This is a genomic window from Synechocystis sp. IPPAS B-1465 (genome assembly GCF_003015225.1).
Classification (GTDB): domain Bacteria; phylum Cyanobacteriota; class Cyanobacteriia; order Cyanobacteriales; family Microcystaceae; genus Synechocystis.
Map to the genome: position 1 here is coordinate 1,186,311 of NZ_CP028094.1, position 23,877 is coordinate 1,210,187.

General features: G+C 44.2%; 22 protein-coding genes. 14 read left to right on the forward strand and 8 right to left on the reverse strand.

The genetic code is table 11. The features are described 5' to 3' along the window. The 6 genes from C7I86_RS05555 to C7I86_RS05575 are packed head-to-tail and all read right to left on the reverse strand — an operon-like array spanning window position 1 to window position 4,073. Window positions 1–888 carry an alpha/beta fold hydrolase gene (locus C7I86_RS05555; RefSeq protein WP_010872272.1) on the reverse strand — a complete coding sequence of 296 codons (888 nt, stop codon included), beginning with the start codon at window positions 886–888 and terminating at the stop codon, window positions 1–3. Window positions 889–908: 20 nt separating this feature from the next. Further along, the gene (locus C7I86_RS05560) at window positions 909–1,772 is read right to left on the reverse strand and encodes a sugar phosphate isomerase/epimerase (RefSeq protein ID WP_010872273.1); all 864 of its coding nucleotides are present in this window, start codon (window positions 1,770–1,772) and stop codon (window positions 909–911) included. Continuing rightward, window positions 1,769–2,575: a cupin domain-containing protein gene (locus C7I86_RS05565; RefSeq protein WP_010872274.1), complete on the reverse strand. Its 807-nt coding sequence runs from the start codon at window positions 2,573–2,575 to the stop codon at window positions 1,769–1,771. Before C7I86_RS05565 ends, C7I86_RS05560 begins: the two co-directional genes overlap by 4 nt. Before the next feature lie 26 nt (window positions 2,576–2,601). Then, on the reverse strand, window positions 2,602–2,772 hold the full coding sequence (locus C7I86_RS18915; protein WP_020861642.1) for a hypothetical protein: 171 nt from the start codon (window positions 2,770–2,772) through the stop codon (window positions 2,602–2,604). A gap of 27 nt (window positions 2,773–2,799) precedes the next feature. Next, window positions 2,800–3,603, reverse strand: coding sequence for a cupin domain-containing protein (locus C7I86_RS05570; protein WP_010872275.1), 804 nt, complete (start codon window positions 3,601–3,603; stop codon window positions 2,800–2,802). 26 nt (window positions 3,604–3,629) lie between these two features. Further along, window positions 3,630–4,073 (reverse strand): putative quinol monooxygenase, encoded by a 444-nt coding sequence (locus C7I86_RS05575; protein WP_010872276.1) that lies wholly within the window; start codon window positions 4,071–4,073, stop codon window positions 3,630–3,632. Between the two features lie 483 nt (window positions 4,074–4,556). Here C7I86_RS05575 and C7I86_RS05580 point away from each other — a divergent pair, with 483 nt between their 5' ends. The 14 genes from C7I86_RS05580 (at window position 4,557) to trpD (ending at window position 20,500) form a co-directional block, all read left to right on the forward strand. Next, the gene (locus tag C7I86_RS05580) at window positions 4,557–5,123 is read left to right on the forward strand and encodes a hypothetical protein (RefSeq protein ID WP_010872277.1); all 567 of its coding nucleotides are present in this window, start codon (window positions 4,557–4,559) and stop codon (window positions 5,121–5,123) included. 11 nt (window positions 5,124–5,134) lie between these two features. After that, window positions 5,135–5,476 carry a carboxymuconolactone decarboxylase family protein gene (locus tag C7I86_RS05585; protein WP_010872278.1) on the forward strand — a complete coding sequence of 114 codons (342 nt, stop codon included), beginning with the start codon at window positions 5,135–5,137 and terminating at the stop codon, window positions 5,474–5,476. A 69-nt stretch (window positions 5,477–5,545) separates the two neighbouring features. Next, a complete protein-coding gene (locus C7I86_RS05590; protein ID WP_010872279.1) occupies window positions 5,546–6,142 on the forward strand; it encodes a DJ-1/PfpI family protein in 597 nt (198 codons plus the stop codon). 32 nt (window positions 6,143–6,174) lie between these two features. Next, window positions 6,175–7,998, forward strand: a complete 1,824-nt coding sequence (locus C7I86_RS05595; RefSeq protein ID WP_010872280.1) for an AGE family epimerase/isomerase — start codon at window positions 6,175–6,177, stop codon at window positions 7,996–7,998. Window positions 7,999–8,003: 5 nt separating this feature from the next. Continuing rightward, the gene (locus tag C7I86_RS05600) at window positions 8,004–8,333 is read left to right on the forward strand and encodes an anti-sigma factor antagonist (protein WP_010872281.1); all 330 of its coding nucleotides are present in this window, start codon (window positions 8,004–8,006) and stop codon (window positions 8,331–8,333) included. 9 nt (window positions 8,334–8,342) lie between these two features. Then, window positions 8,343–10,466, forward strand: coding sequence for a glycogen debranching protein GlgX (gene glgX, locus C7I86_RS05605; RefSeq protein ID WP_010872282.1), 2,124 nt, complete (start codon window positions 8,343–8,345; stop codon window positions 10,464–10,466). 59 nt (window positions 10,467–10,525) lie between these two features. After that, window positions 10,526–10,852 carry an anti-sigma factor antagonist gene (locus tag C7I86_RS05610; RefSeq protein ID WP_010872283.1) on the forward strand — a complete coding sequence of 109 codons (327 nt, stop codon included), beginning with the start codon at window positions 10,526–10,528 and terminating at the stop codon, window positions 10,850–10,852. Window positions 10,853–10,951: 99 nt separating this feature from the next. Then, window positions 10,952–12,856 (forward strand): SpoIIE family protein phosphatase, encoded by a 1,905-nt coding sequence (locus C7I86_RS05615; RefSeq protein WP_010872284.1) that lies wholly within the window; start codon window positions 10,952–10,954, stop codon window positions 12,854–12,856. Window positions 12,857–12,861: 5 nt separating this feature from the next. Next, on the forward strand, window positions 12,862–13,293 hold the full coding sequence (locus C7I86_RS05620; RefSeq protein WP_010872285.1) for an anti-sigma regulatory factor: 432 nt from the start codon (window positions 12,862–12,864) through the stop codon (window positions 13,291–13,293). A gap of 257 nt (window positions 13,294–13,550) precedes the next feature. Beyond that, a complete protein-coding gene (locus C7I86_RS05625) occupies window positions 13,551–15,521 on the forward strand; it encodes a hypothetical protein (protein ID WP_231848052.1) in 1,971 nt (656 codons plus the stop codon). A gap of 13 nt (window positions 15,522–15,534) precedes the next feature. Then, window positions 15,535–16,605, forward strand: coding sequence for an AEC family transporter (locus tag C7I86_RS05630; protein ID WP_010872289.1), 1,071 nt, complete (start codon window positions 15,535–15,537; stop codon window positions 16,603–16,605). Between the two features lie 177 nt (window positions 16,606–16,782). Further along, complete coding sequence (locus C7I86_RS05635) at window positions 16,783–18,045, forward strand: ABC transporter substrate-binding protein (RefSeq protein WP_010872290.1); 1,263 nt, start codon at window positions 16,783–16,785, stop codon at window positions 18,043–18,045. Window positions 18,046–18,052: 7 nt separating this feature from the next. Further along, window positions 18,053–19,054, forward strand: coding sequence for a cache domain-containing protein (locus C7I86_RS05640; RefSeq protein WP_010872291.1), 1,002 nt, complete (start codon window positions 18,053–18,055; stop codon window positions 19,052–19,054). Window positions 19,055–19,453: 399 nt separating this feature from the next. Beyond that, window positions 19,454–20,500 (forward strand): anthranilate phosphoribosyltransferase, encoded by a 1,047-nt coding sequence (gene trpD / locus C7I86_RS05645; protein WP_010872292.1) that lies wholly within the window; start codon window positions 19,454–19,456, stop codon window positions 20,498–20,500. A 26-nt stretch (window positions 20,501–20,526) separates the two neighbouring features. On the opposite strand, the gene deoC is transcribed toward trpD, so the two are convergent. Both deoC and C7I86_RS05655 read right to left on the reverse strand, forming a co-directional pair. Then, on the reverse strand, window positions 20,527–21,204 hold the full coding sequence (gene deoC, locus C7I86_RS05650) for a deoxyribose-phosphate aldolase (protein WP_010872293.1): 678 nt from the start codon (window positions 21,202–21,204) through the stop codon (window positions 20,527–20,529). A 51-nt stretch (window positions 21,205–21,255) separates the two neighbouring features. Continuing rightward, the gene (locus C7I86_RS05655; protein WP_010872294.1) at window positions 21,256–23,709 is read right to left on the reverse strand and encodes a GH116 family glycosyl hydrolase; all 2,454 of its coding nucleotides are present in this window, start codon (window positions 23,707–23,709) and stop codon (window positions 21,256–21,258) included. Window positions 23,710–23,877 lie beyond the last annotated feature (168 nt).

The window sequence follows — 23,877 nt, forward strand, 5'->3', positions numbered from 1 at the left end:
TCAGGACTCCTTGGTGGTTGCAAAAGTGGTTAAAATTGCCTGGAAAATTTCCTCCGGTGCTTCCTCAGGAATGTAATGGCCACACTGTTCAATCACGTAACCAGTAATGTCATCACAATAGGGAGATAAACCGTTATAAATTAAAGATTTAGTGGCAAATTCTCCCCCCATAGTAAAAATTGGCTGACTAAAATGCGTCTCCGCCGTGGGAGTATTAGCCTTTGTTGTTTCCTCTAGGGCAGAGTACCAAAGAAAACCAGCTTTCATTGCCCCAGGACGACTATAGTAACGAGCATAGTAATCCATGACTTCGGGGGTAAGATTCTGCTTCCGTTTAGATTTATTAGTGAAATACCAACTGAGATATTCATTTTCTTTTCCTGTAACCAAACTACTAGCTAAATCCGGCACCATATGAAAATAAAACTGCCAAACTTTTGGTGCATTAACCACAGAGAAGAAATCGTTACTAACCAAACCGGGAATAGCTGCATCAATTAATCCTGCCCCCAGCACAGCTTCTGGAAAAAATTTCAGCACTGTAAAGGCAACCCAAGCCCCCACATCATGACCCACTAAGTAAAAAGAATTAATTTCTTTTTTGGCTAAAAAGGCTTTAATTTCCCTCGCCGCTGTGCCGCAATCATAGGGGCCATCGGGAATATCGGAATCCCCCTGACCCCTCATATCCAGGGCAATTACCCGGAAATGCTCTCCCAATTGTTCTAGCAATAGCCGCCAGACGTAGCAGGTTTGGGGCCAGCCCCCCAGTAGAAGTAATGGTTGCCCGCTTCCCCCTTCAATGGCATGAAGATTCACTCCTTCAACGTCGGTATAGGTATGCTCAAAGCTTGATGGCAAGGCGATAGGAATAAAGGGGCTATTCATAGATTATTGACTGAGTAAATTTAGTTAGTTTGATAAGTTTGTCGCAAAAATTTCAGTCCATCTTGGGCAAGGGCTTCATTACTGGGAGCCACCGTGCGCCACAAGCGGGCTCCATTAGCCAATTCCTTATCCTCAAAATTAAAACTTTCAATGGTGACCCAACCTTGGTAATCCATGGTTTGTAAGGCTTTAAACCAATGGCCCCAAGCAAAGGAATCACTGCCGGGAGTGCCCCGGTCTTTGGCACAGGCATGGATATGAAAACAATGATTGCTCGCTTGTAAAAAAGCTTTGATTACATCCTTTTCTTCAATATTCATGTGGAATAAATCCAGTAATAGCCCCAGTTGAGGACAATCCACTGCATCGAGCAATTCTAAGCCTTGAGCTACAGTATTTAAAGCATAACCTTGAAAACGATTCAGGGGTTCCACAGCAAACTTCAGATCAGTTTTGATCAGAGTTTCCGCTACCAGCTTAAAGGCCTCCTGCATGCGAACATTTTCCCGTTTTTGCAGAGGTTCTCCACTGAGATAACCCACAGGATGGGGGAACGGCCCAGAGAGTTGAATGATGCCGCATTGTTGACAGAATTTAATTGCCCTTTCCAGATAAGCAATGGATTCCCGCCAGCAGTCTTCATCCTTGGTAGTCAAGGATAAACCCCGGGGTAAACTGGTGCAAAAGGTTAGCTCTACACCATACTTTTCGCCATAACTTTTAAGTTGGAGGGGATCAATTTGGTCGAAATAATGGGTGGCAATTTCTATCCCATCAAATCCCCACCTTTTAGCATCTTGGAAAACATATTCTTCATTACCAAGAAATTCTTTTTTCCAGATAAAAGTATGAACTCCAAACTTGATTTTGGGGGAAGAAATCATGAGCAGGTTACCGATTTATCACCACGGTTAAAAGCTTCAATTACCTCCACCATACGCTCTAAGTCTTTATCATTTTTTAGTTTGGCAATTTGGGCAGGTAATTTGTCACTAATGGTGTTGACATATTCCATAAAGTAGGAACTTTGATTAATCCCATATTTGGGAGCTTCCGAAGCAAAGGCCGCCCTTTGGGCATTGGTCAATTCCGGTAAATTGTTCAAATCAGTAATGCGGGGCCCCACAGCTTGAAAATATTCCCGCATCCCACCGTCATGGTAGGGAAAATCCGGTGCAACTTCATTACGCATCCAAACAAAAACAATGGGTAATGTTTTATCCGTAGGATTAACAAAACCATGCATGTAATGGTTGGGAGAATAAATCAATTGTTTGGGTTCGCTTTGAATGCTATACAAATCTCCCCGACCGGCTCCCCCGACCACAGGTAACTCGTCCATATTGGGATATTGTTTAGTGCTGTGGAACAGTTCAATACCGCCTTCCGGAGTCCAAAACCATTCATTGATGAAGTAATGAATATGGGGCATGGGGCCGCCTCCGGGGGGAATTTGGGCGTGGGCGATGGCAAAACCAATGTCCTTGGCACTACAGGAAGCAATATCAAAAATTTCGTTGGCAGGAGTATAAATTAGCAGGGGATCCGCTAATTTGGGCATGGGAATATCGTCAAAGGTATGAATTTCTGTTTCTGCGGCAACGCTAAAATTTTGCAAAAACAGAATAGTCCCCAACGTCAGAGTTAAAACTAGACCAATACCCCAAAGTTTGACTTTCAATAGCATAATTGCTTCTCCAGGCTAATTTAGATTTAAAAACCAAATTTTTGCTTGATAAACGTGTAAGTGACTTGGCCTAAAAGACAGGCTCCGGCAGCGACTAAGCCTTCAAAAGGGGGAACGGGCAAGGGGAGTTTGAAAAAGCCAAAAATCACTCCTAAGATCCAGCCGCCAAGAATGGCAAAGCCTAGTTCTTTACTCATAAATTTTCCCAGAAATTGTTGAAAGTATTAAAAGCATTTAACAGTTGCATCGCCTTGATTGTAGGCATTGATAGTATCGATAATCCGGTTTAAGCTCTGATCATTTTCTAACTTAGTTAATGACGTTGGTAGCTTGCCGCTAACCCCATCTACATACTCAAAAAAGTAGTAGCTTTGGTTAATACCATAAAGGGGAGCATGGCTGACAAATTCTATTTTGGATTCCTCTGTGATAGCTGGCAAATGCTTTAAATCTTTGATGGGAATGCCCACGTCCTGGAAATATTCCCGGATGCCACCGTCATGCAATTCGTATTCAGGAGAAATGCCGTCTTCCAACCAAATAAAGGTCAAAGGACGGGTTTCTGTGGTGGTATTGGCAAAGCCATGGACTCGATATTTGGGCCCGTAAACGATCTGATTGGGTTCAGTATTAACAGTGTACACAGTGGTATTGCCGGCCTGTTCATCGGTGGCGGGATTCTCCAAATCGGGGTACTCTTTCACACTTTGAAATAGTTGCAGTCCCCCTTTCGGAGTCCAAAACCACTCATTGGTGTAATGATGGATGTGAGGTAGTGGTCCCGCCCCTGGGGGAATCTGGGCTTCCGCAATGGTGAAACCAATACCATCGGCATTGCAAGTGGAAAATTCAAAAATTTCCCCTGCTGGTCCCAGAATTTTTTCTGTTTTTTCTATGTTGGGATGGGGAAAATTATCCAACGTAGAAATTGCCAAGGCTTTAGGAATTGCTATGGTCAAAGTGCCTAAAACTATCAGTAAAATGAGGCACAACTTGGAAAGTAATGGGGATAAACGTAAAGTTTTCATGACGTTGACTAGGATTTGAGGAAAACTTACAATGTCTGCGTTTCGGCTATTTTATAAATCTTAATTTCGGCTGGCTTAGCTAATAAATCAGGAGATTTTTCCACAAATTCATGGAAGTAAGGGGTTTGAAAATGATAGTCGAGGGCCGCTCGATTCCGCCAAACTTCAAAAAAAAGAAAAGAATTATCTTCCGTTTCATCCTCATAAAAACTGTAGGAAATACAGCCAGGTTCCGACCGAGAAGGCTCAATAAATGTCTGGGATAGGGCAATAAATTCTTCTTTTTTATCGGGTTTTACCTTAATGTTGCCCGCTACGACAATGGGATCGTCCGCCCCCTTAACATCCTCTGCCAAACTGGGAGATGGCAGCAAGAAAATGCTAGTAAACACCAAAAAGGAAAGGATAATGGTCAGCCCCCTTTTTAGCAATGCTGCTCTGTTATCAGACAGAAAAAAATCAGCTCTCATGTTCAGATATATTAATAAGTTGTCCAGGTCATATCAGCTATACCTTGATTAAGTACCCAGGGGAAATCAAGCCAGCTGATCGCCGCAATCTTGCCAATTATCAGGCATTATAGGAATCTTCCCTAGCTTAGGCTTAGTACGTTTACAAATATTTACATGGTTAAATTTTGGCGATCGCCAATGGACAGTCTAGGGACAATTAAAATGTCAAGAATTATTGACTAATTGTCAAGGAATGATAGCTGCAAAACGTCGAAATGGGTCGAGCTGGATTTCCTCAGTAACATTTCGTTACAGTGGCAATTTAGTCGGGAGATTATGCTATGCTTTGCACCAAATTAGTTCTCTTTGAATTTTTCTTTCGGAGTGCGGAGTATTCTGGTTCTGAACAGGTGAATTTTTTCAAGCCCGTCACCCGTCGGAACTGACCCCCGCTTTGCTTAAATTAAACTGATTACTTTTAGTTATCTTGGCAAATCATCTATGTCATCAAGAAAAAATTACTACTTAGGTTTGAAAGCGGACTATTCGCAGCCCGGCCTTGTGCCCGATACCCTCAAGGAGAAATTAATCGCTGAAGGCATTGCCTACGTAGCCCAAAAGGAAGCCACCCTACCGGCGATCGATGATTCTTACACCCTGGAAGTTATTGAACAGGAAAACAAAGATTGGTGGCCAACCCACTGTGAAGCTTTGCGACAGGGTCGGGGAGATATTTTAACCGGGGAATACCGGGAAGATTTGGTTTACTTTTGCCAAGATGGTCCCTACTCTGGCCTGGAACAACAACAGGAACGGGAAAAACATTGGTGGGCTTTAATTGCTCAGCCTGGGGTTACCATGGTCTGGCCCATTGTCATGTTTTACGGTGAACATACTTTCTTTGAATGGAAATGTGTGGACGATGAAACCCACGAAACGATCGCCAAGGGCAATGTCACCTGGGTGCGCCGGGGTCACCGGGGTGGCTGTTATTTAAAAACAGAACAACTCACTTTTTATCGGGACGTGTTTGCTCCTGATAGTTTACTAAAACTAATCACTACCTAGGAGTTAGCCCCATGAGTGAGTTTAAAAACGCTGTGCTGGATGATAAAGACCTCCAGGCAGGTCTGGGTGGGATTAATCCTAAATTTGGTGATTTTTGCACCAGGGTAGCGGGGGAAGCCTGGGGTTTACCATTAATTGATCAAAAAACTAAAGCCCTAATTGTCATTGCGGTGGATGTGGCTAATCAGACCCTCAGTGGCCCTTTTCAAGCCCATGTGGATATGGCCCTAAAACAGGGTGCTACTAAGGAAGAAATTGAAGAAGTGCTCTCCTTCATGTGTGTTTATGGTGGCTTTAATAAAGCCGCTGGAGCTTTTGCCGCCCTAAAAGAAATTTTCGAGCAAAATTCTTAGATAACTTTTAAAAATCCCCCCTGGTTCCCAACCTCGGAGAAATTTATTCCTCATCAAATTAGGAGCTTTATGACCACAACAAAAGGTAAGATTGGTGTCTTAATCGAAGAACATTTTGATGGCACTGAATATCGCTGGTTTAATGAGTATTTTCCCGCCCAGGGCTATGAAGTGGAATATATCAGCCATTTGTGGGGACAACCGGAACTGAAGTTTGGTTCTAACCCAGAAAATGACCAAGTGGAATACCACGTCACCGTAACCACGGAAGTGAATGATATTGACCCCAAAGATTACAAGGGCATTATTGCCATTGGGGCCTACGCCATGGATCGCTTGCGGTACCAAGCCACCGTCAAAAAAGGTGAAAAAAATCAAGCCCCCGCAGTTATTTTTCTCCGTAAAGCAGCGGCCACTGAAGGGTTAAAGCTGGGAACCATTTGCCATAGTTTATGGCTATTTTGCGCCGATCCCGATCTGCTTAAAGATAAAAAAGTCACCTGCGCCCACAACATTATTTGTGACGTGGAAAATGCTGGAGCGGATGTGGTGTATGAAGAGGATCAGACCGCCGAGTTGGTAATTGACGGCGATCTAATTACCGGCAAACATCCAGGCATGATTGAAGAATTTGTCAAAACTTTTGTTGAGCAAATCGAAGCTTAAAAACCTTTCCGTCCTTCCCGTGGCATCAACATATGAGTCCCAAAATTAACTTTCCTTTTTCCGATCTGATTGCAGGTTATGTGACAAGTTACGACCAAGAAGCGGATATTTTTGGTCTGAAAACCTCCGACGGCCAAGAGTTTCAGGTCAAACTTAGTCCCATGGCCTACGCCAAAGTGATCCAAAACTTTGATGAAGGTTATCCCGATGCCACCGGCACTATGCGGACTTGGTTAACCCCAGGGCGATTTCTCTACGTTTACGGCGTTTTTTACCCTGATACGGCTATTTTTGACGGGAAACAGGTGGTCTTTGCAGGCAAAAAGCCAGCGGAATACGTGTTTGAGAAACAGGATTGGTGGATTAAACAGGTAAACTCCCTCGGTAAGTTTTTTATCAAAGCCCAATTTGGCGACGGGGAGATTGATTACCGCCATTACCGCACCGATTTGTCCATGAGTGGGGAGCGGTCAACGGTGAATTTTCGCCAAGAAACGGATACCATTTCCCGCCTGGTGTACGGCTTTGCTACCGCCTTTATGATGACCGGGGATGACCAATTTTTGGAGGCGGCGGAAAAAGGTACGGAGTATTTACGGGAGCATATGCGCTTTGTCGATAAGGACGAAGACATTATTTACTGGTACCACGCCATTGATGTGCAGGGGGAAAAAGAACAAAAAATCTTTGCGTCCGAATTTGGCGATGATTACGATGCTATTCCTGCCTACGAACAAATCTACGCTTTAGCCGGCCCCATCCAGACCTACCGTTGCACTGGCGATCGTCGTATTCTCCATGACGCAGAACAGACCATTAAACTGTTCGACAAATTTTTCCTAGACAAGAGCGAATATGGGGGGTACTTTTCCCATCTCGACCCTTTGATGTTGGATCCCCGCAGTGAATCCCTCGGTCCCAACAAAGCCCGGAAGAACTGGAACTCCGTGGGGGATCACGCTCCGGCTTATCTAATTAACCTATGGTTGGCCACCGGGGAGCAAAAATATGCCGATATGTTGGAATATACCTTCGACACCATTGAGAAATATTTCCCGGACTACGACCATAGCCCCTTTGTGCAAGAACGTTTTTACGAAGACTGGAGCCACGACACCACTTGGGGCTGGCAACAAAATCGGGCTGTGGTGGGGCACAACCTCAAAATTGCCTGGAATTTGATGCGGATGAATAGCCTCAAGTCCAAAGAAAAATATGTGGAGTTAGCCAAGAAAATTGCTGACCTGATGCCGGCGGTAGGTAGTGACCAACAGCGGGGCGGCTGGTACGACGTGGTAGAAAGGTTGTTGGATAACCATAGCCGTTGCCATCAATTTGTTTGGCATGACCGCAAAGCCTGGTGGCAACAGGAACAGGCGATTTTGGCCTATCTAATTTTGGCTGGTATTTTGGACGATGAAGAATACCACCGCCATGGCCAGGAGGCGTCCGCTTTCTATAACGCTTGGTTCCTAGATTTAGAAGATGGGGGCATTTACTTTAACGTCCTTGCCAACGGCATTCCCTACCTAGCGGGGGGTAATGAACGGGCTAAGGGTAGTCACTCCATGAGTGGTTACCATTCCTTTGAACTTTGTTATCTAGCGGCGGTGTACACCAATTTTCTGATCACCAAGCACCCCATGGATTTCTATTTCAAACCCTTGCCTAACGGTTTCCCCGACGGTATTCTGCGGGTATCCCCGGATATTCTTCCCCCTGGCAGTGTGGCGATCGCCAGTGTGGAAATTGACGGCAAACCCTATGAAAATTTCGATGCCCAGGGCTTAACTGTGACCTTACCCGACAGCCAAGAACGGGTCAAAATCAAAGTTCGTTTAGTCCCCACTGCCTAAGCCCCATGGATATTCAAATTAATCAACAGGAAGACATTACCGTTGTCACCCTTAGCGGGGAAGTGGACGCCAACACGGCCCCGAAAATCCATGAAGTGATTCTGCCCCTAGCGGAACCGGGGTCAAAAATTCTTCTGGACATGACCGCTGTGCCCTATATGTCCAGCGCGGGGTTACGGCTTTTGCTCTATCTCTACCGCCAAACCACCGCCAACTCAGCCCAATTAGTATTAGTAGGGCTTTCGGAGGAGTTGATCGACACCATGGCCGTGACCGGATTTCTTGACTTTTTCACCACCCGTCCCACCCTAGCCGAAGGCAAAGAGGCATTTTAGCAGGACACCATGGAACGCATAGATATTCATCCCACCCACACCGCTAACGGTTACAAACTCCGCTGTGGCCAGCCCTTTCCCTTTGGGGCCACCATTGTGCCGGGGGGAGTTAATTTTTCCATTTACTCTAGCCATAGCACCGCTTGCACCCTAGTACTGTTCGAGAAGCGGGCTCCCCAGCCCTTTGTGGAGATTCCCTTTCCAGAATCTTTTCGCATTGGTAATGTCTATTGCATGGTGGTGTTTGACCTGGATTTTGAGAATCTGGAATACGGCTATCGCATGGAAGGCCCCAATAACTTCCAGCAGGGCCATTGGTTTGACCCCAGTAAAGTCCTTCTTGATCCCTACGCCAAAGTGGTCAGTGGCCGGGATGTTTGGGGCACCCAACCCAATTGGGACGATATTTATCAACACCGGGGCCGCCTCAGCTTTGACGATTTTGATTGGGAAAACGATTCCCCCCTGGATGTTCCCCTCGAAGACATGGTCATTTATGAAATGCATGTGCGGGGTTTCACCAAAGATCCTTCCTCCGGAGTAAAGGAAAATCACCGGGGCACCTTCGCCGGCATTCTCAGCAAAATTCCCTATCTACAGGAATTGGGTGTTAATACCATCGAATTAATGCCGATATTCGAGTTTGATGAGTTTGAACATAGTCGTTACCACCCAGAAACGGGGGAATTTTTAGTTAACTACTGGGGTTATAGCACCGTTAACTTTTTTGCACCTAAAGCGGGTTACGCTGCCACCGGTAAATTCGGCATGCAGATTGACGAGTTGAAAAACTTAGTCAAGGAACTGCATAAAGTAGGTATTTCCGTCATTTTGGATGTGGTTTTTAACCATACGGCGGAGGGCAATGAACGGGGCCCCACCATTTCCTTTCGAGGATTGGATAACAAAACCTATTACATGCTCACCCCGGAGGGTTACTATTTCAACTTTAGTGGCACTGGCAATACCTTAAACTGCAATAATCCCATTGTGCGGGGCATGGTGCTGGACTGTCTGCGATACTGGACAGCGGAATTTCATATTGATGGTTTTCGCTTTGATTTAGCCTCTATTTTGGGAAGGGATCCCTGGGGCTACCCCTTGGCCAATCCCCCTCTTTTGGAAACCCTGGCCTTTGATCCCATTTTGGCCCGTTCCAAACTTATTGCTGAAGCCTGGGATGCCGGTGGGCTATACCAAGTAGGATCTTTTCCCAGTTATGGCCGCTGGGCCGAATGGAATGGGAAATACCGAGATACGGTGCGAAAATTTATTAAAGGAGATGCGGGGGTAATTGGGGAAATGGCCCAAAGGCTACAGGGTTCCCCCGACCTTTATCAAGGAGCCGGACGACCTCCCTCCACTTCGATCAATTTTGTGACGGCCCACGACGGCTTTACCCTGGCGGATTTGGTGGCCTATAACGGCAAACATAATTACGCTAACGGGGAAAATGGCAATGATGGAGCCAACGACAATTACAGTTGGAACTGCGGGGTAGAAGGTCCCACCGATAACCCTGATATCCTCAGACTCCGGGCCCGGCAAATGCGGAATGCGATCGCCATTTTGTTGGTGAGTCAGGGGGTGCCCATGCTGTTGATGGGAGACGAAATGGGCAAAACCCAAGACGGCAACAATAATACCTATTGCCACGATTCCCCTTTCAATTGGCTCAATTGGCATTTACTTGAACAAAACCAGGCTTGGTTTCGGTTTGTCAAACACTGCATTGCTTTCCGTCTAGCCCACCCTGTATTACGCAACAGTGAACATTTCCAAAACTGCGATTACCTTGGTGTGGGATTTCCCGATATTAGTTGGCACGGAGTCAAGCCCTGGCACGCTGACTGGTCCGCCGATAGCCGAGTTTTAGCTTTTATGCTTTGTGGTCGCCATGCCAAAGGTGGCCGAGTTAAGGATAATCAAATTTATGTGGCCATGAATATGCATTACGAAAGTCTTTGGTTTGAACTGCCAGCTCCCCCGGTGGGCACCACTTGGCACGTTTTCGCCAACACAGGGGCCCAGCCTCCAGAAGATATCCATCCCCCTGGGCAGGAGCCCCCCCTCTCTTCCCAATCATCCCTACTCATTGGCGATCGGAGTGTTGTTATTTTACTGGCTAAATAAATTGTCTTAAATTTCCCTTTCCCTTCAATTCACCATTATTTAGATTTTTGTAAAAAACCATGGCTTTCAACATCGAATCGGAAATTATTAATAACGCTGCTAAATTAACCCTAATTGGTGAACTAGACGGCGGTACTGCTCCTTTGTTTAAGGAAAAAATCGAAGAAGTTGCCCAAGCAGAAATTTCAAAACTAGTGTTAATGATGGATCAATTGGAATATATGTCCAGTGCCGGTTTACGTATCTTAGTTTTTGCCAAACAAAAAATGGGCAGTGGCGTGGAAATATTTTTAGTGGGTACCCAGGAAATGGTCAATGATACTATTGAGCAAACTGGATTACACCACAGTTTTCATTTAGTGGAAAGCTATGATTTTCATTCCTAGACAACAAAGTTTTGCCAGTGCATAGTTGAAAATCAACCGCATAAATGGAGGAGATAGAATATTAGTAAGGAGCTAAATTACTTTTGGTAAATTAAACCAATGAAAATGAAACTGATTCAACCTTTCATACAATCAATTCGGTTTCGCATTGTTGGACTTCTCCTGCTTTGTCTGATTCCTCCTACCTTAGGAGGGATTTTTCTTATCGACTCCTATACCGGAAGACAATTAAAAAAAATTGCAGAGCAAGATCTTCAAAGCCGGGCAAGATTGATTATCCAATTGATTTCCCGTTCAGATCGAGAGCGTCAACAAAGTACAGCTTTTGTTGCTTCCCAACCGGCAATAGTCGAATTCAACGTTGAAGCATCTCAGTATTTTTTAAACGAGTTCATTAAATTTCACCAATGGAATGGGTTCTTCGTTGTTGCCAACCAAGAGGGGGAACTAGTTGCGGGCAGTGATGGTGCCAACCAAGAAAAAGGATTACCTCTTAAGCACTGGTTTGAAGAAGTAAAAGATAAAAATCGACATTTAAACCGGTTATTTCCTGGAAAGACCTATGCAGAGAGCAAAGATTGTTTAATTGTGCCTATCCACAGCAAAAATGATCAAACTCAAATTGGCATTGTTGTGGAATGTATTCCCTTACCAGTTATTGCTGATTTTGTTCAAAAAATTTTAAAAGATGCTGAGCTTGAGCGTATTTTATTAGTCAATTATGAGGGGTATATTTATGCCGACACCGATTTCAAAAATTACGGCGTACTAGAAAACAAAAAAAAATCTCCCCTTGTCAATCGGCTGCTCAATGACCAAAGTGGGTTTGTTTATAGTCAAGGTAAGTTTTCCTATCTTTCTCCCGTCCATCTGCGGGGAGCCAAAACCTGGGGATTAATTGTAGAAAATTCAGAATCTGACATTCAAGCAGCTATTTTGAATGTTAATAGAATTGGTTATCTGCTAGTTTTAGTAATTGGGGGAATTGTGGCCTATGCTTCCTGGATGGTAATCCACCACAGCACGGTTCCTATTTTGGATCTAACTAAGGCTTCCCAAGCGATCGCCGCGGGAGATTTAGATTATGAAATCAATATTAACCAGGGCAATCGTCAGGATGAAATTGGTATTTTGGGTAATAGTTTTATCTACATGAAAAACCAAATTAAAACCCTGATAGCTCAGGAAGTTAAGGATGGGGTTAACCGTTTGGAATTAGAAAAAGGTCGACAAATTCAGCAAAACTTTTTACCCATTAGCTTGCCTGATTTACAACAGTGGCAGATAAATGCTGTTTTTGAACCGGCTCGCTCTGTTTCTGGAGACTTTTATGACGCCTTTTTGTTAGGTGATGATTATTTGGCGATCGTGATTGGTGACGTATGCGATAAAGGGGTAGGTGCCGCTATGTTTATGGGGTTATTCCGCAGTTTATTGAGGGTATTTTCTGGGGAAACAATGCCTGGGGACACCTGTATCCGCGACGTTAACTATAAATGCAGCGCCAATGATGGCAATGGCAAAAAAAAGGTTATCGTGCAATTTTTAAATGCAGTGCGACTCACTAATGATTACATTGCCACAGAACACGGAGACATGGCCATGTTTGCCACTCTATTTTTTGGTGTAATTGATATTAGTAATGGTAATCTGAGCTATATCAATGCTGGCCATGAACCAGTTTTTATCTTAAATTCTGAGGGTATTAAGCATAGATTAAAATCCACTGGTCCTGCGGTAGGAATGATGCCCAATTCTACTTTTACAATTGATAGTTTAAAAATTGATCCTGGAGAAATGTTGATTGGTTATACTGATGGCGTTACCGATGCTCGATCGCCAACTAAAGAATTTTTTGGTCGTCAACGATTGATGGAAACATTAACAGCCAATTTTTCAGCAAAAACAGAAATTCTAGACATAATTAAACAAGAATTAATCGGACATATTGATGGTTCTATTCAGTTCGACGACATTACTATGATTGCTGTTTACCGTAATTAGGTGCCATGACTATTTTAAATTTTTCCGCTGATCTAAATGCCTTAAACAGCATTGGCAAACATATTCTAGAGCAAGCTCAAGCGGTTGGATTACCCAAAAAAAGAGCTTATAAACTAAGATTGGCGGTGGATGAACTAGCAACTAATATTATTAATTATGGCTATGCCAATGCACCGGGTCATAATCAAATTAGCATCCAAGTAGAAGCGGATGATTGTCAATTAAAGGTTACTATGGTGGACACTGGCTTGCCCTACGATCCCCGCGATCGCCAATTTGATCAATCAATTCTTAGTCTGGAAGCAGAAGATCGACCCATCGGTGGACTAGGGATTTTTTTGGCTCTGCAAAGTGTAGATGAATTTACCTATGAAGTGAGGGGAAATAAAAATATTAGTTGTTTAGTCATGAATTTTGATCCTCCGGGCAATGATTAATGTTACGAGAGAAAGTAAATTAATTGAATAATTGCTACAATTACCAACATTTAAATATTTGATTTGCCCACTGCAACCTTTTCTTTGTTATTGTTTCTTTTTTCATGGCGATGTTACCTCTGCCAAACTATTGCCGTATTGCCCCGCGCCAACCAGAACCATTATCTAAATTTCACGGCCAGCAGTCTATTAGGTTGCAAAGTTTTCCTGAGCTCTGTTTAAGTTTACCTGAAGGCAGTCATTATTTGACTGCAAGAATGAATTTATATGAACATTTTGGTCATGATCAGGTGTTTAAAGCTTGCATTGATTACCTAGAAAAAGCCCTAGAAAAATTGGGAATACTAGATAGCGATATTCCAGCTAGGTTATTACTAGTTTTTCCGGATCACACCCGCACCGCCATTGCGGTTCGCCTACTGTTAGACGCTATTTTTTACTTCCAGGAAACCTATAAGCATTTACAATTCAGCATCCTTTTTGGTTTAGGTACCCATCCCCCTATGACACATAAAAGTGTGAGTGAATATTTGGGGGGGGAGCGTTATCAAAAATTGATTAATCTGGGAATTACTATTCGTCAACAGACCACAATTGCCCCCCTGGAACCCCAAGTAAAAATTAAGGTGCAAGATCGATTAAAAATTGATGAAGTTTCCAATTACAGTTTTGCAAATTTGAATAGAAACACTGCCCAGTTACAAGAAGTGATCGCCGATTTAAATACGGTTAATTTATCTGATTTAGATGAAAATTTATTGATAAAAAACCAATTTGATTTTCCTAATCAAACCAATGAGTTAAATCAAAAACCTCAAATAAAAACAACAAAACTATCCGATAATTTCAATCCGTCTCAAGAATATTTTCTTTCTTTGCCTGGGGAATTGTGGCAACATCACCTTACTATTGTAGCAGGAGACACAGAGATACATCCCTACGAAAGAAGGGGCGGAAGTGGCGGCTTGAATAAAATGTTAGTGGTAGGTTTGGCCAATATTCAGGCCATTCGTCGTAGTCATAGCACCAAAGTTTTACTAAGTTCGCCAATCAGTCTAGACCTAACACAAAATGCCTTTGTTCATACCTTGGATTATTTAGTAGAGTGCTTTAATCAATCTCTATTAACTCGTACTCCTTGCCTTGCTCGCACCTATCCCCTCGGCTTTTCCGTTGTTTCCTTGGAAAATCAGCATGTTAATGGTTTTTGGTTCGGCCAAAAGGATCAAGACCGACAAGCTCTGACGGCGATCGCCAAAGAAAGTCGCACTGTTCATTTACCAGAAAAAATTCATATTCTAGTGGTGGATACAGATATCAAAAAAGGCACTGATATTTTAGCTGGCGCTAGAGCTTTACAATACGTATGCGAGTGGGATAGTCAAGAAAATTGTCTGCTAGCCGATACTCCTCGTCAAAGAGTTGCCCTCCTATTTAACCCTTGTCTGGAACAACAAAACCATGGTGGTATTGGTAACCAAGGGACTAAAAAGCAATTAGATGTCTTGCAAAAAATAGTGCACAGCAAAATAAAATTATTTAGTAGTCAGTTACAAATGTGTGAAAATTTCGATGATGTAATTGGTATTATCAAAACTTACCGTCGACAAGTTTTAACTGCTTGGTATCACCATTTACAACTCATTAGTGAATTTGATGATTTTCTTGTAATGATCAGAAATGTAGTGTTGATTATCCAAGAGTTGCCTAACTCATCTAAACACCAAATTAATACTAGGGAATTTCTGCAAGCAACCTTAGCCAATTATGCCAATGAATACAGTGAAGAGGCAAAATCTATTCAAGAATTACTTGATATTTATCTCACCCACGAAAATTTAGGAGCAGTGATTACTAAAATAGATCAACTCCAGCAATATTATCAATTATCTGAAGGTTTGGGAGAAGGTGGGCAAAGAGTTTTACGTTGTTTAAAATTACTGCATAAATTTGAAACTTTTTTGCTAGCCACGGACAATCAAACCGTACTAGATTATTTGGCTAAACTAGATCCCGATTTGAACAACTATCTTCCTCCAGCATTAAGGAAAATATTAGATAAACAAAAAATTCATCTAAATTTACTAGGAATTCGGGGCATTAATTTGACTGTTTATTCACCCCAACAATGTTTAGAATTAGCGATAAATTACGGGCAATATTACAATCACGAATCTCAAGACCTACGTATTGCTTTTCTACAAGAGCCGTTAATTGTTTACCATTAATCATGATTGACCAATGAATTCATTCTTGATTATTATTTTTCGACTGTATTTGCCTATTAGTGTGGCAATTTTAACTGGTGTTTTATTGAGTTTTTCCCTTGAAAAACTGCAGGGAAACTTTTCAAAAAACAAGCATCTGTCCCTAGTAGTTCCCAATTACTTGGGTAAGTTTCTCTTTTGGTTTGGAGTTCCCCTAGGGGTAATTAACTTTGTTCATAAAGCGAATTTATCCGGAGGAATTTGGCTCTCCCCCATCGTAGCTTGGGGCGCGGTTGTACTGGGGATTTTTCTAAGCTGGCTCTGGGTCCAAACCCTTTTTCCCAAACCATCCCTTGCTTTCCAAACTAGTTTTACTTTAGTTAGTACAGTGGGCAATACTAGTTACATCGGCTTTCCAATTATTCTATTGCTTCCCCAACTGGGGCCAGACTATTTTGGTTGGGCAATTTTGTATGATCTTTTAGGAACTTTTTTAGCCGCCTATGGCTTAGGCTCAATTTTAGCCAGTCGTAGTTTACTTACTAATCCCAACAAAATAATCAGCTTTGGTCTCGATTCACCAGTATTTCCTATTAATCAAAAGACTATTACTGACCATATTAAGTCGTCTATATTAAAAATTTTTCAATGGCTAAAAAACAACTTAGTTATCTTAGTTAAAAATCCTACTTTAATTGCTTTTATCATTGGTTTGATTTTGCGTCCTATAGTCTTTCCTCCCTGGTTAGATATTTCTTTAGGGTGGTTTGCTTGGTCGATAATCATGCTTTCCCTAATATTGATGGGCATGCGGCTACAACAACTCGACTCATGGGGCAACATTAAGATTGCTTTCAGCGCTGTCTCGATTAAAATGCTTTTAGTTCCCCTAGTTATCGCCATGGCCCTAACCACTGCTGGATTGAGTGGCCCGCCTCGCCTAGTCTTGGTACTACAATCATCCATGCCTTCTGCTTTTGCTAGCCTGATATTAGCAGAGGCCTACGATCTAGACCGAGATTTGGTGGTGACGTGCTTGGGGCTAAGCTCTTTGATGTTATTTTTCACCCTGCCTTTCTGGCTATGGGGCTTTACCACTTGGTAAATTTGGTTACACGAAACTCGCCATTAATCACTGAATGGAATCAACATTTTGCATAAAACTTTACCAAGATTTTTATCTTTTCCCATTACTATTTGTCTGGTAACCTTTGGTTCTTTCTTCTTATTTAGCTGTAATTCAGGTCAGGTTAACCAAATTTTAACACCTGCTGATGACAATGTGTTAAACATATGGTGGAGTGAAGGTTATTACCCAGAAGAAACGGAAGCGATTCAATCTTCCATTGATGCCTGGCAGGCTGAAAGTCAAGCTAATGTTCAGATAATTTTTTTTAGTGAAAAAGATTTAGTGCAACAGCTGGAAAATGCCATCAAGGCCGGTAATCCACCGGATATTATTTATAGTTATAATCTTGATTTAGTGCTTCTGCCCCGACTAGCATGGGAAGGAAAATTAGCTGATGTTTCTAGTATCATTGAGCCGATCAAACAATTTTATGATCCAGAAGCTCTTCAAAGCGTTAATTATTTTAATAATCAAACTCGCCAGCGTTCCTACTGTGCTGTCCCCATTGCCCAACAAACAACCTATATTCATTATTGGCAAGATTTACTAGCCCAAGCGGAAATTAGCGACGCTCAGCTTCCTACAGAATGGGATAGTTTTTGGCGCTTCTGGGAAGTAGCTCAAACGAATTTAATTAAGCAGAATATTGATAATATTTACGCCATTGGTTTACCTATGTCTGCAATTGCAACTGATACTTTTATCGTGTTTGAACAGTTTTTAGAAGCTTATAATGTGCAGCTTTTAGATGATGAGGGCAAACTCCGTTTTGATAATCCCCAAGTCCGCCAAGGCATTATTAATGCATTGGAAGCCTATACCAATCCCTATTTGGAAAATTTTGTTCCTCCCAATGCCATCGAATGGGGAGATCCGGACAATAATATTAATTTTTTGAGTAATGGTACCTTGATGACTGCCAATGGTTCCCTCTCAATTCCGGGCTCTCAAAAGGGAGACGAAATTAATTATTTTCAAAGAATGAGGACCATCCCTTGGCCTAATAAGCCAGATAACACTCCCATGCGCTATATAACTTCTATTAAGCAAATTGCCATCCTGGCCGAGACTGATCGCCTAGAGGAAGCAAAAAATTTAGTGGCATTCTTGGTCAAGACAGAAAATTTGGAAGCATATTTAGAAGGAGCCCAGGGACGATTTTTGCCGGTTATGCCGGCGATCGCCGCCAATGAATTTTGGTCTAATGGAAAGGATCCCCACATTGCGGTAGCCATTACCCAATTTGACAATACCCGTAGTTCCTATGTCTTACTTAACCCGGCCTATAGTGAAGTTCTGGCCCAAAATGTCTGGGGAGAAGTTATTCACGCCATTGCCACCAATCAAATCACGCCTGAAAAAGGAGCCGATCAAGCCATAAAAAAAATAACTGATATTTTTAGTCAATGGAAATAATTTATTTATGCAAAGCTGGCGACACAGGTTCCTGAGTTATGTGCTTTTAGCCTGTTTATCCTGCACTAGTTTTACTGCCTTTATTATCTACGTTAATCTACGCCAAGCTGTAATTCAACCCACGTTTGAATTTTTGACAGAGATGACAGAGGTAAAAATTGAGCAATCAAATCATTGGTTTAGTCAATTAAAAACTGATTTTAAGGCAGACTTAACAGACACCCAAGTCAAAAAAAATGCCAGTATTTTGTTGACTCAAAGACTTAATACTAACCCTGAGTATCAGCAAGCCTACCACTATTTACACAAACATTTTAATCAAAAATATCAACAACGCCTAGCCACTTCATTAATCACCAATAGTGGCATGGTGATCTTTTCCACTGACCCCAATCAGGAGGGTCAATATCGTCCTCTACAAAATACTACAACCTATTTTAAGCTGGAAAATATCAATAATTTTACACCAAATTTTTATCAGTCTGCCACCAATCAACTACCGATGATAACCCTAGCAACTCCTTTGTTTGATCAATCAGAAAAAAGAATTGGGGTGCTGACCATAGATTTAAACTTGTCTGATCTTGACCAATGGATTCGTCAACCCGTGGCCCAGGAGGAAAATACAGAGCAATTAATGGGGGAGGTGGAAAGTTACCTAGTAGGAGGATTATCTTTAACCACCAACACTTTTGTGAGCCAGAATATTCATCGAGGAGAAAATAAAATCAATACCACCGAAGATGTCATTTCAATCCCCACCCTAAAAAGTAATGGCATTAATAGGGCTTTGGAGATGGAAAGTGGTCAAGGCATGTATTTAAACTATGAACAAATACCTGTTTTGGGAGTTTATCGTTGGTTGCCTGCCTATCGGTTTGCCTTACTGGTGGAAGTTCGGCAGGCCAAAGTGTTTAGCTTTGCTCGGTTTCGTGCCGGGCAATTATTTGTTGGTGGTTTGGTATTCACTCTGGCGGCATCCTTTGGTTTATTGTTGATTAAAATTTGATTGCAAATTTCCTCCTCCACAAGATAGATATCCAGGAAAATTGATCGCCACCTTAAGAGTTTTAAACAAATCCTAGACGCAAGAAATAAGCTTTTTTCTCCGTAGAATCAACGTCGAAAGTCCCCCTTTTTAAGCCGGAGCTTTAGTGAGGAGATTTGGGGGGATAAATACCTAGCCTCGCACTTTTCAAACACTTTCTAAGACGAGCAGATAATTTTGGGTCTATCCCCGTCCCTTTGACCGGGTAATGATTTCAGCATAGGTAAAATTTTTTAGGCTAAGTATGGACAATGACTGTTATTTACCTGGAAATTGGAAATTCTGTCATTCCCACGGGAAAGGCCGCCCTAACCCCGTAAAATAAGGGGCAATTAGTTTTCTCGTATTTTTTCCATTGTTGTGAATACCACGGCTTCTTCCCCTTGGCCCCCCTTTCTCCAGCAGTTGTTGGACCGGCAATCCCTCACCCGTCAGCAGGCAGTGCAGTTAATGGAGGGTTGGCTGGACGACGATATTCCACCGGCCCTTTCCGGAGCGATACTGGCGGCAATCCAAGCTAAGGGGTTAGATCCCGAAGAGTTGACGGGCATGGCCCAGGTACTCCAGGAACAGTCCCAGGGGAACCAAGGGCGGGAGATGGTGGCCCCGTTGGTAGACACCTGTGGCACTGGGGGGGATGGCTCTTCAACTTTTAATATTTCCACGGCGGTGGCTTTTGTGGTGGCCGCGGCTGGGGTGAAAGTAGCTAAACATGGTAACCGTTCTGCTTCTAGCAAAGTTGGCTCTGCTGATGTCCTAGAGGCGTTAGGGCTTAACCTCCAAGCTGGGGCAGACCAGGTGGCGGCAGCGGTGTCGGCAGTGGGCATCACATTCTTGTTTGCGCCGGGTTGGCATCCGGCCCTCAAAAGTGTGGCTCCCATTCGCAAAACCCTTAAAGTCCGCACTGTATTCAATTTGTTGGGCCCATTGGTTAATCCTCTCCGTCCCACAGGGCAAGTGATTGGGGTTTATTCACCAGATTTTCTCTCCGTCATGGCGATCGCCTTAAAAAATTTGGGCACTGCCAGGGCCATGGTGCTCCACGGTCGGGAGCAATTAGACGAAGCTGGTTTGGGGGCTCCCACGGACATAGCTAGTTTTAACCAGGGAGAAGTGACCCCCCAGGTATTGGATCCCCAGAATTTCGGTTTAGCTCCGGCGCCTTTGACGGCCTTAAAGGGAGGGGATTTAGCCGAAAATGTGACCATCCTCAGCCAAGTTTTGCAGGGAAAGGGAACCCAGGCCCAGATTGATGCAGTAGCACTCAATGCCTCCTTAGCCCTCCAGGTGGGCGATGCGGTGCCCTGGGGTGACCATGGCCAAGGCATTCATTTGGCCAAAGACATTTTGAGTCAGGGGGCGGGTTGGGACAAACTACAACAATTGGTAGCATTTCTGGGAAGCTAGGTTTAGTTAGTTTTAGTTTGGTTTGGCTAACCTTGTTCCCACAATTGTTGTTGCTGCTGAATCAATTCCACTCCCCGGGAAGTGCCCAAGCGGGTGGCGCCGGCCTCGATTAATGCTATGGCTTGCTCCACTGTGCGAATCCCTCCGGATGCTTTAATCCCCACCCGTCCTTGACTGATTTGATGTAACAACCGCACATCGGCAACGGTGGCCCCCTTGCCCCAGCCGGTGCTGGTTTTAAGGTATTGCACCCCTGCATCCAAACAAATTTCCGCTGCTAATCTTTTTTCCGATTCCGTGAGCCGGCCCATTTCCAAAATGGCTTTCACTGTTAGCCCTGTGGCTTCCACAATGGGGGCAATGTCGTTATAAACGGCTTCCGTATTACCGTCTTTTAATAATCCCAGATTAATTACCACATCCAATTCGGTGGCCCCCAATTCCGCTGCTTCCTGGGCCTCATAAAGTTTACTGCCGCTGGTGCTAGCTCCGGAGGGAAAACCAATTACCGCACAAATTTCCACTTTTTTCCCCCTCAACAATTCCACGGCTTGGGATAAAGCGCTGGGATAAACACACACCGCAACAAATTTATGGTGTAGGGCTTGGGCGCAGCAAGTGGCGATCGCCTCACGGGTGGTGGCGGGGTCTAGGGCAGCGTGGTCAATGTAGGGAGCAAGGTCAAACTGACGGGATTTTTCCATGGGATGAAATGGCAAGGACAGGGGCAATTACTCGACTTTTTCCTGGGGATTTCAATAAAAATCGCTAGTGGGTACCTCGTCATCGGCGGGAGCAATGGGTAAATTGCTAAAACCCTCTAGCAAGCCGTACACAGCCCAGATTGCCATGGCCCGCAGATAATGACTCGCCCGGAAAGTACCCACCGCAGTGATTGCCTCTGGAGTGCGGAACTGTAAACCATTGTTATACACCTGATTAACCACCGTCTCTGTCATTTTTAAAGCTTCTTCTTTCATGCCCATTTGGATCAAAAAGGCCGCTAAACCGAAGTTAATCCCCGTCCAAACTTCCAAGGGATGGGTATCGTTGGGATTTTGGGGGGAACCGTCGGGTAAAAGACCATTGGCGGCTCCCAGTTCACCATGGGCAAATTTGAGGAAACAGGTGTCGTACACCTTGGCTAAAGCCTTTTCAGCGTAATGGTGCTCCACCACATCCGGCAGATTCAATAACCGGGCATAAAATTGCCCACACAGTTGATCCGCCATCACCACCTTGGAACCGCTTTGACTATCTAGGTTGTAGTATTCCCCATTCCAAAGGGTGTCTTGGTACAAACTACGGGCTTGGGCTAACCAAGTTTCATACCTGGCGATCGCCGTTTGGATTTCCATAGCATCTAGATCCGTTTGTTGGGGGGGGTTTTCCAGCAGATATTGCCCCATCACCAAAGCCGCCTCTAGGGCCGCAATCCATAGCCCACCACAGTAGGCACTAATACCCTGCAAGCGCCAATCGTCAAAGGTTTGATCCGGTGCGCCGGAATTTTCGGGAATACCATCGTTATCAAGATCAAATCCTTTCAGATAATCCAACGCCGCCACAATGCTGGGCCAACATTCCCCCAAAAATTCCCCATCCGCATCGGGTAAAAGTAAAAAGTCTCGATAGACCAATAAAACAAAGTCACTGCCCAAATCCTTCCAGAGGTTACAGTCCTGGTAAGCAGTGTAATTACTCCTTTCCCAAGGATGCTCGTTGGGAGCCCCCAGATCGTGGGGAGTGGCATTTTTCACTTTGCGGGGAGCGAGGGAAAGGTTATAGCCAATTACCCGTTCCTTGGGATCTTCCGTGGGAATGGCTCGGGCAAACGCCAACATCACCGCCTGCTCCAACTTAGGCCAATGCATCAATAGCCCAAAGGAGCCGTAAAGCCGCACATCTAAGCTTTCATACCAGCGGTAGTCCATGCATTCACAGACCCCAAACTGCCCGACTGGGTCGTTTTCCGTCGCCGCTGTCCACAGGGTTCCCCCCTGGGTTAACAGGTATAACTCATTAAAGAGGGACATTTTGAGCCAATCCGGTAAACGGGGATTTTCCAGAATGGGAGCCTGCCAAGCTTCAATTTTTTTCCGCCAGGTATCGCTATGTTTCAACGCCGTGCGGATCATGGACCAAACATTTTTGCCATTGCGGCCGTAGAAATCCGTATAGCGGCGGTAATAGGTCACCCCCTGGGCAAATTCCGTAATGGGCAAATCCCACGCCAGTAGGAAGGGAATTTTCTTCGTTTTTCCTGGTCGCACAGTGAAGCGTAAACAGATAGCTCCCGCAATTTGTTCCCCCGGTTCCGCCGCCGTTTCATCCTGGATATCCGGTAGGGAGCCATTGCCCGCAAACCAATCCCACACATCTGCCCCATCCCCACTGGGATTCCAACGGTTATGGTAAAACACTTCTACGCTGGGATTACTAACGCTGGCGATGCACATTTGCCCTTCCCCTTCCCGGAGGGCTTCGTGGGGTTGTACCCGATTAAATAAACAACCAACCCGGAAACCATCCTGGATCCATTGGTTAAAATTCCCTGTACTGTCGCCCCAGCGGGGTTGGTATTCATACTCTGGGCTACCATCGTCCCGCAATTTGACAGTGGGGGATTTGATGGCATTGGTGAACCAGCCAACGCTGTTCTGCCAGGTGAGCATAATGCTCAGGGTGATGGGTTTATCGGTGGGATTATGGACAGTCCAATCAAAAACCGCCAGGGGATAGCTACTTTCCTGGTAGTTGCCGCCCCACACTGGGGAAAACTGTTCACAAATTAATTCACTTTTAAAAACGTCTTTATATTCGTACCAACTGCGGGGATAGAGGGCGCTGTATTCTCCCTTTTCTTTGGGGTACCATTGCCAACGGTCCAAACTGCCATCTTCAGGGGCTTCCGTTGCCATGGCATAGGCTTTGGCTTCTTCCCCTGCCACCTGTTCGTAAACACTAAATTGACAAGCAGGCAAATTTTTAAAAATGTGGTTGCCCCCGTCCAAATGCCACAGGTTAAATTTCCCCGTTGGCGATCGCCCAATGCAACCGGCTCCAAACCCCCCTAGGGGCATACCATGGTCCGGGCCATCGTCAAGGTTACTGGCGTAGCGTACAGTGTAGGGCTTTTCCCAATCCTTACCAATGGATCGTTGCCAAGCGCAGGCAGGAATTTCAGGTTTCTGGACTAACAGGGACATTGGCGGCAGGGGCTGTGGATTGGTTAGTTAACTGTCTGCATCATGGTAATCGAACCGGGAATATGGGGGAAGGGACAGCGATTAGGATAGACTCAGTTCTTGCCATGGATAGTCGTTCAATCCCTGTTTTTGTTAGCCCGAGTCAAATAAACCACAGACCTAAACCCT

What these genes read in the sequence shown, in the direction of transcription:
- C7I86_RS05640 (WP_010872291.1), top strand. Translation starts at nt 18,053, where the DNA reads ATGCAAAGCTGGCGACACAGGTTCCTGAGTTATGTGCTTTTAGCCTGT.
- glgX (WP_010872282.1), top strand. Translation starts at nt 8,343, where the DNA reads ATGGAACGCATAGATATTCATCCCACCCACACCGCTAACGGTTACAAA.
- C7I86_RS05585 (WP_010872278.1), top strand. Translation starts at nt 5,135, where the DNA reads ATGAGTGAGTTTAAAAACGCTGTGCTGGATGATAAAGACCTCCAGGCA.
- C7I86_RS05595 (WP_010872280.1), top strand. Translation starts at nt 6,175, where the DNA reads ATGAGTCCCAAAATTAACTTTCCTTTTTCCGATCTGATTGCAGGTTAT.
- C7I86_RS05610 (WP_010872283.1), top strand. Translation starts at nt 10,526, where the DNA reads ATGGCTTTCAACATCGAATCGGAAATTATTAATAACGCTGCTAAATTA.
- C7I86_RS05625 (WP_231848052.1), top strand. Translation starts at nt 13,551, where the DNA reads ATGAATTTATATGAACATTTTGGTCATGATCAGGTGTTTAAAGCTTGC.
- C7I86_RS05570 (WP_010872275.1), bottom strand. Translation starts at nt 3,603, where the DNA reads ATGAAAACTTTACGTTTATCCCCATTACTTTCCAAGTTGTGCCTCATT.
- C7I86_RS05555 (WP_010872272.1), bottom strand. Translation starts at nt 888, where the DNA reads ATGAATAGCCCCTTTATTCCTATCGCCTTGCCATCAAGCTTTGAGCAT.
- C7I86_RS05560 (WP_010872273.1), bottom strand. Translation starts at nt 1,772, where the DNA reads ATGATTTCTTCCCCCAAAATCAAGTTTGGAGTTCATACTTTTATCTGG.
- C7I86_RS05615 (WP_010872284.1), top strand. Translation starts at nt 10,952, where the DNA reads ATGAAAATGAAACTGATTCAACCTTTCATACAATCAATTCGGTTTCGC.
- deoC (WP_010872293.1), bottom strand. Translation starts at nt 21,204, where the DNA reads ATGGAAAAATCCCGTCAGTTTGACCTTGCTCCCTACATTGACCACGCT.
- C7I86_RS05580 (WP_010872277.1), top strand. Translation starts at nt 4,557, where the DNA reads ATGTCATCAAGAAAAAATTACTACTTAGGTTTGAAAGCGGACTATTCG.
- C7I86_RS05600 (WP_010872281.1), top strand. Translation starts at nt 8,004, where the DNA reads ATGGATATTCAAATTAATCAACAGGAAGACATTACCGTTGTCACCCTT.
- C7I86_RS05620 (WP_010872285.1), top strand. Translation starts at nt 12,862, where the DNA reads ATGACTATTTTAAATTTTTCCGCTGATCTAAATGCCTTAAACAGCATT.
- C7I86_RS05590 (WP_010872279.1), top strand. Translation starts at nt 5,546, where the DNA reads ATGACCACAACAAAAGGTAAGATTGGTGTCTTAATCGAAGAACATTTT.
- C7I86_RS05655 (WP_010872294.1), bottom strand. Translation starts at nt 23,709, where the DNA reads ATGTCCCTGTTAGTCCAGAAACCTGAAATTCCTGCCTGCGCTTGGCAA.
- C7I86_RS18915 (WP_020861642.1), bottom strand. Translation starts at nt 2,772, where the DNA reads ATGAGTAAAGAACTAGGCTTTGCCATTCTTGGCGGCTGGATCTTAGGA.
- C7I86_RS05575 (WP_010872276.1), bottom strand. Translation starts at nt 4,073, where the DNA reads ATGAGAGCTGATTTTTTTCTGTCTGATAACAGAGCAGCATTGCTAAAA.
- C7I86_RS05630 (WP_010872289.1), top strand. Translation starts at nt 15,535, where the DNA reads ATGAATTCATTCTTGATTATTATTTTTCGACTGTATTTGCCTATTAGT.
- C7I86_RS05565 (WP_010872274.1), bottom strand. Translation starts at nt 2,575, where the DNA reads ATGCTATTGAAAGTCAAACTTTGGGGTATTGGTCTAGTTTTAACTCTG.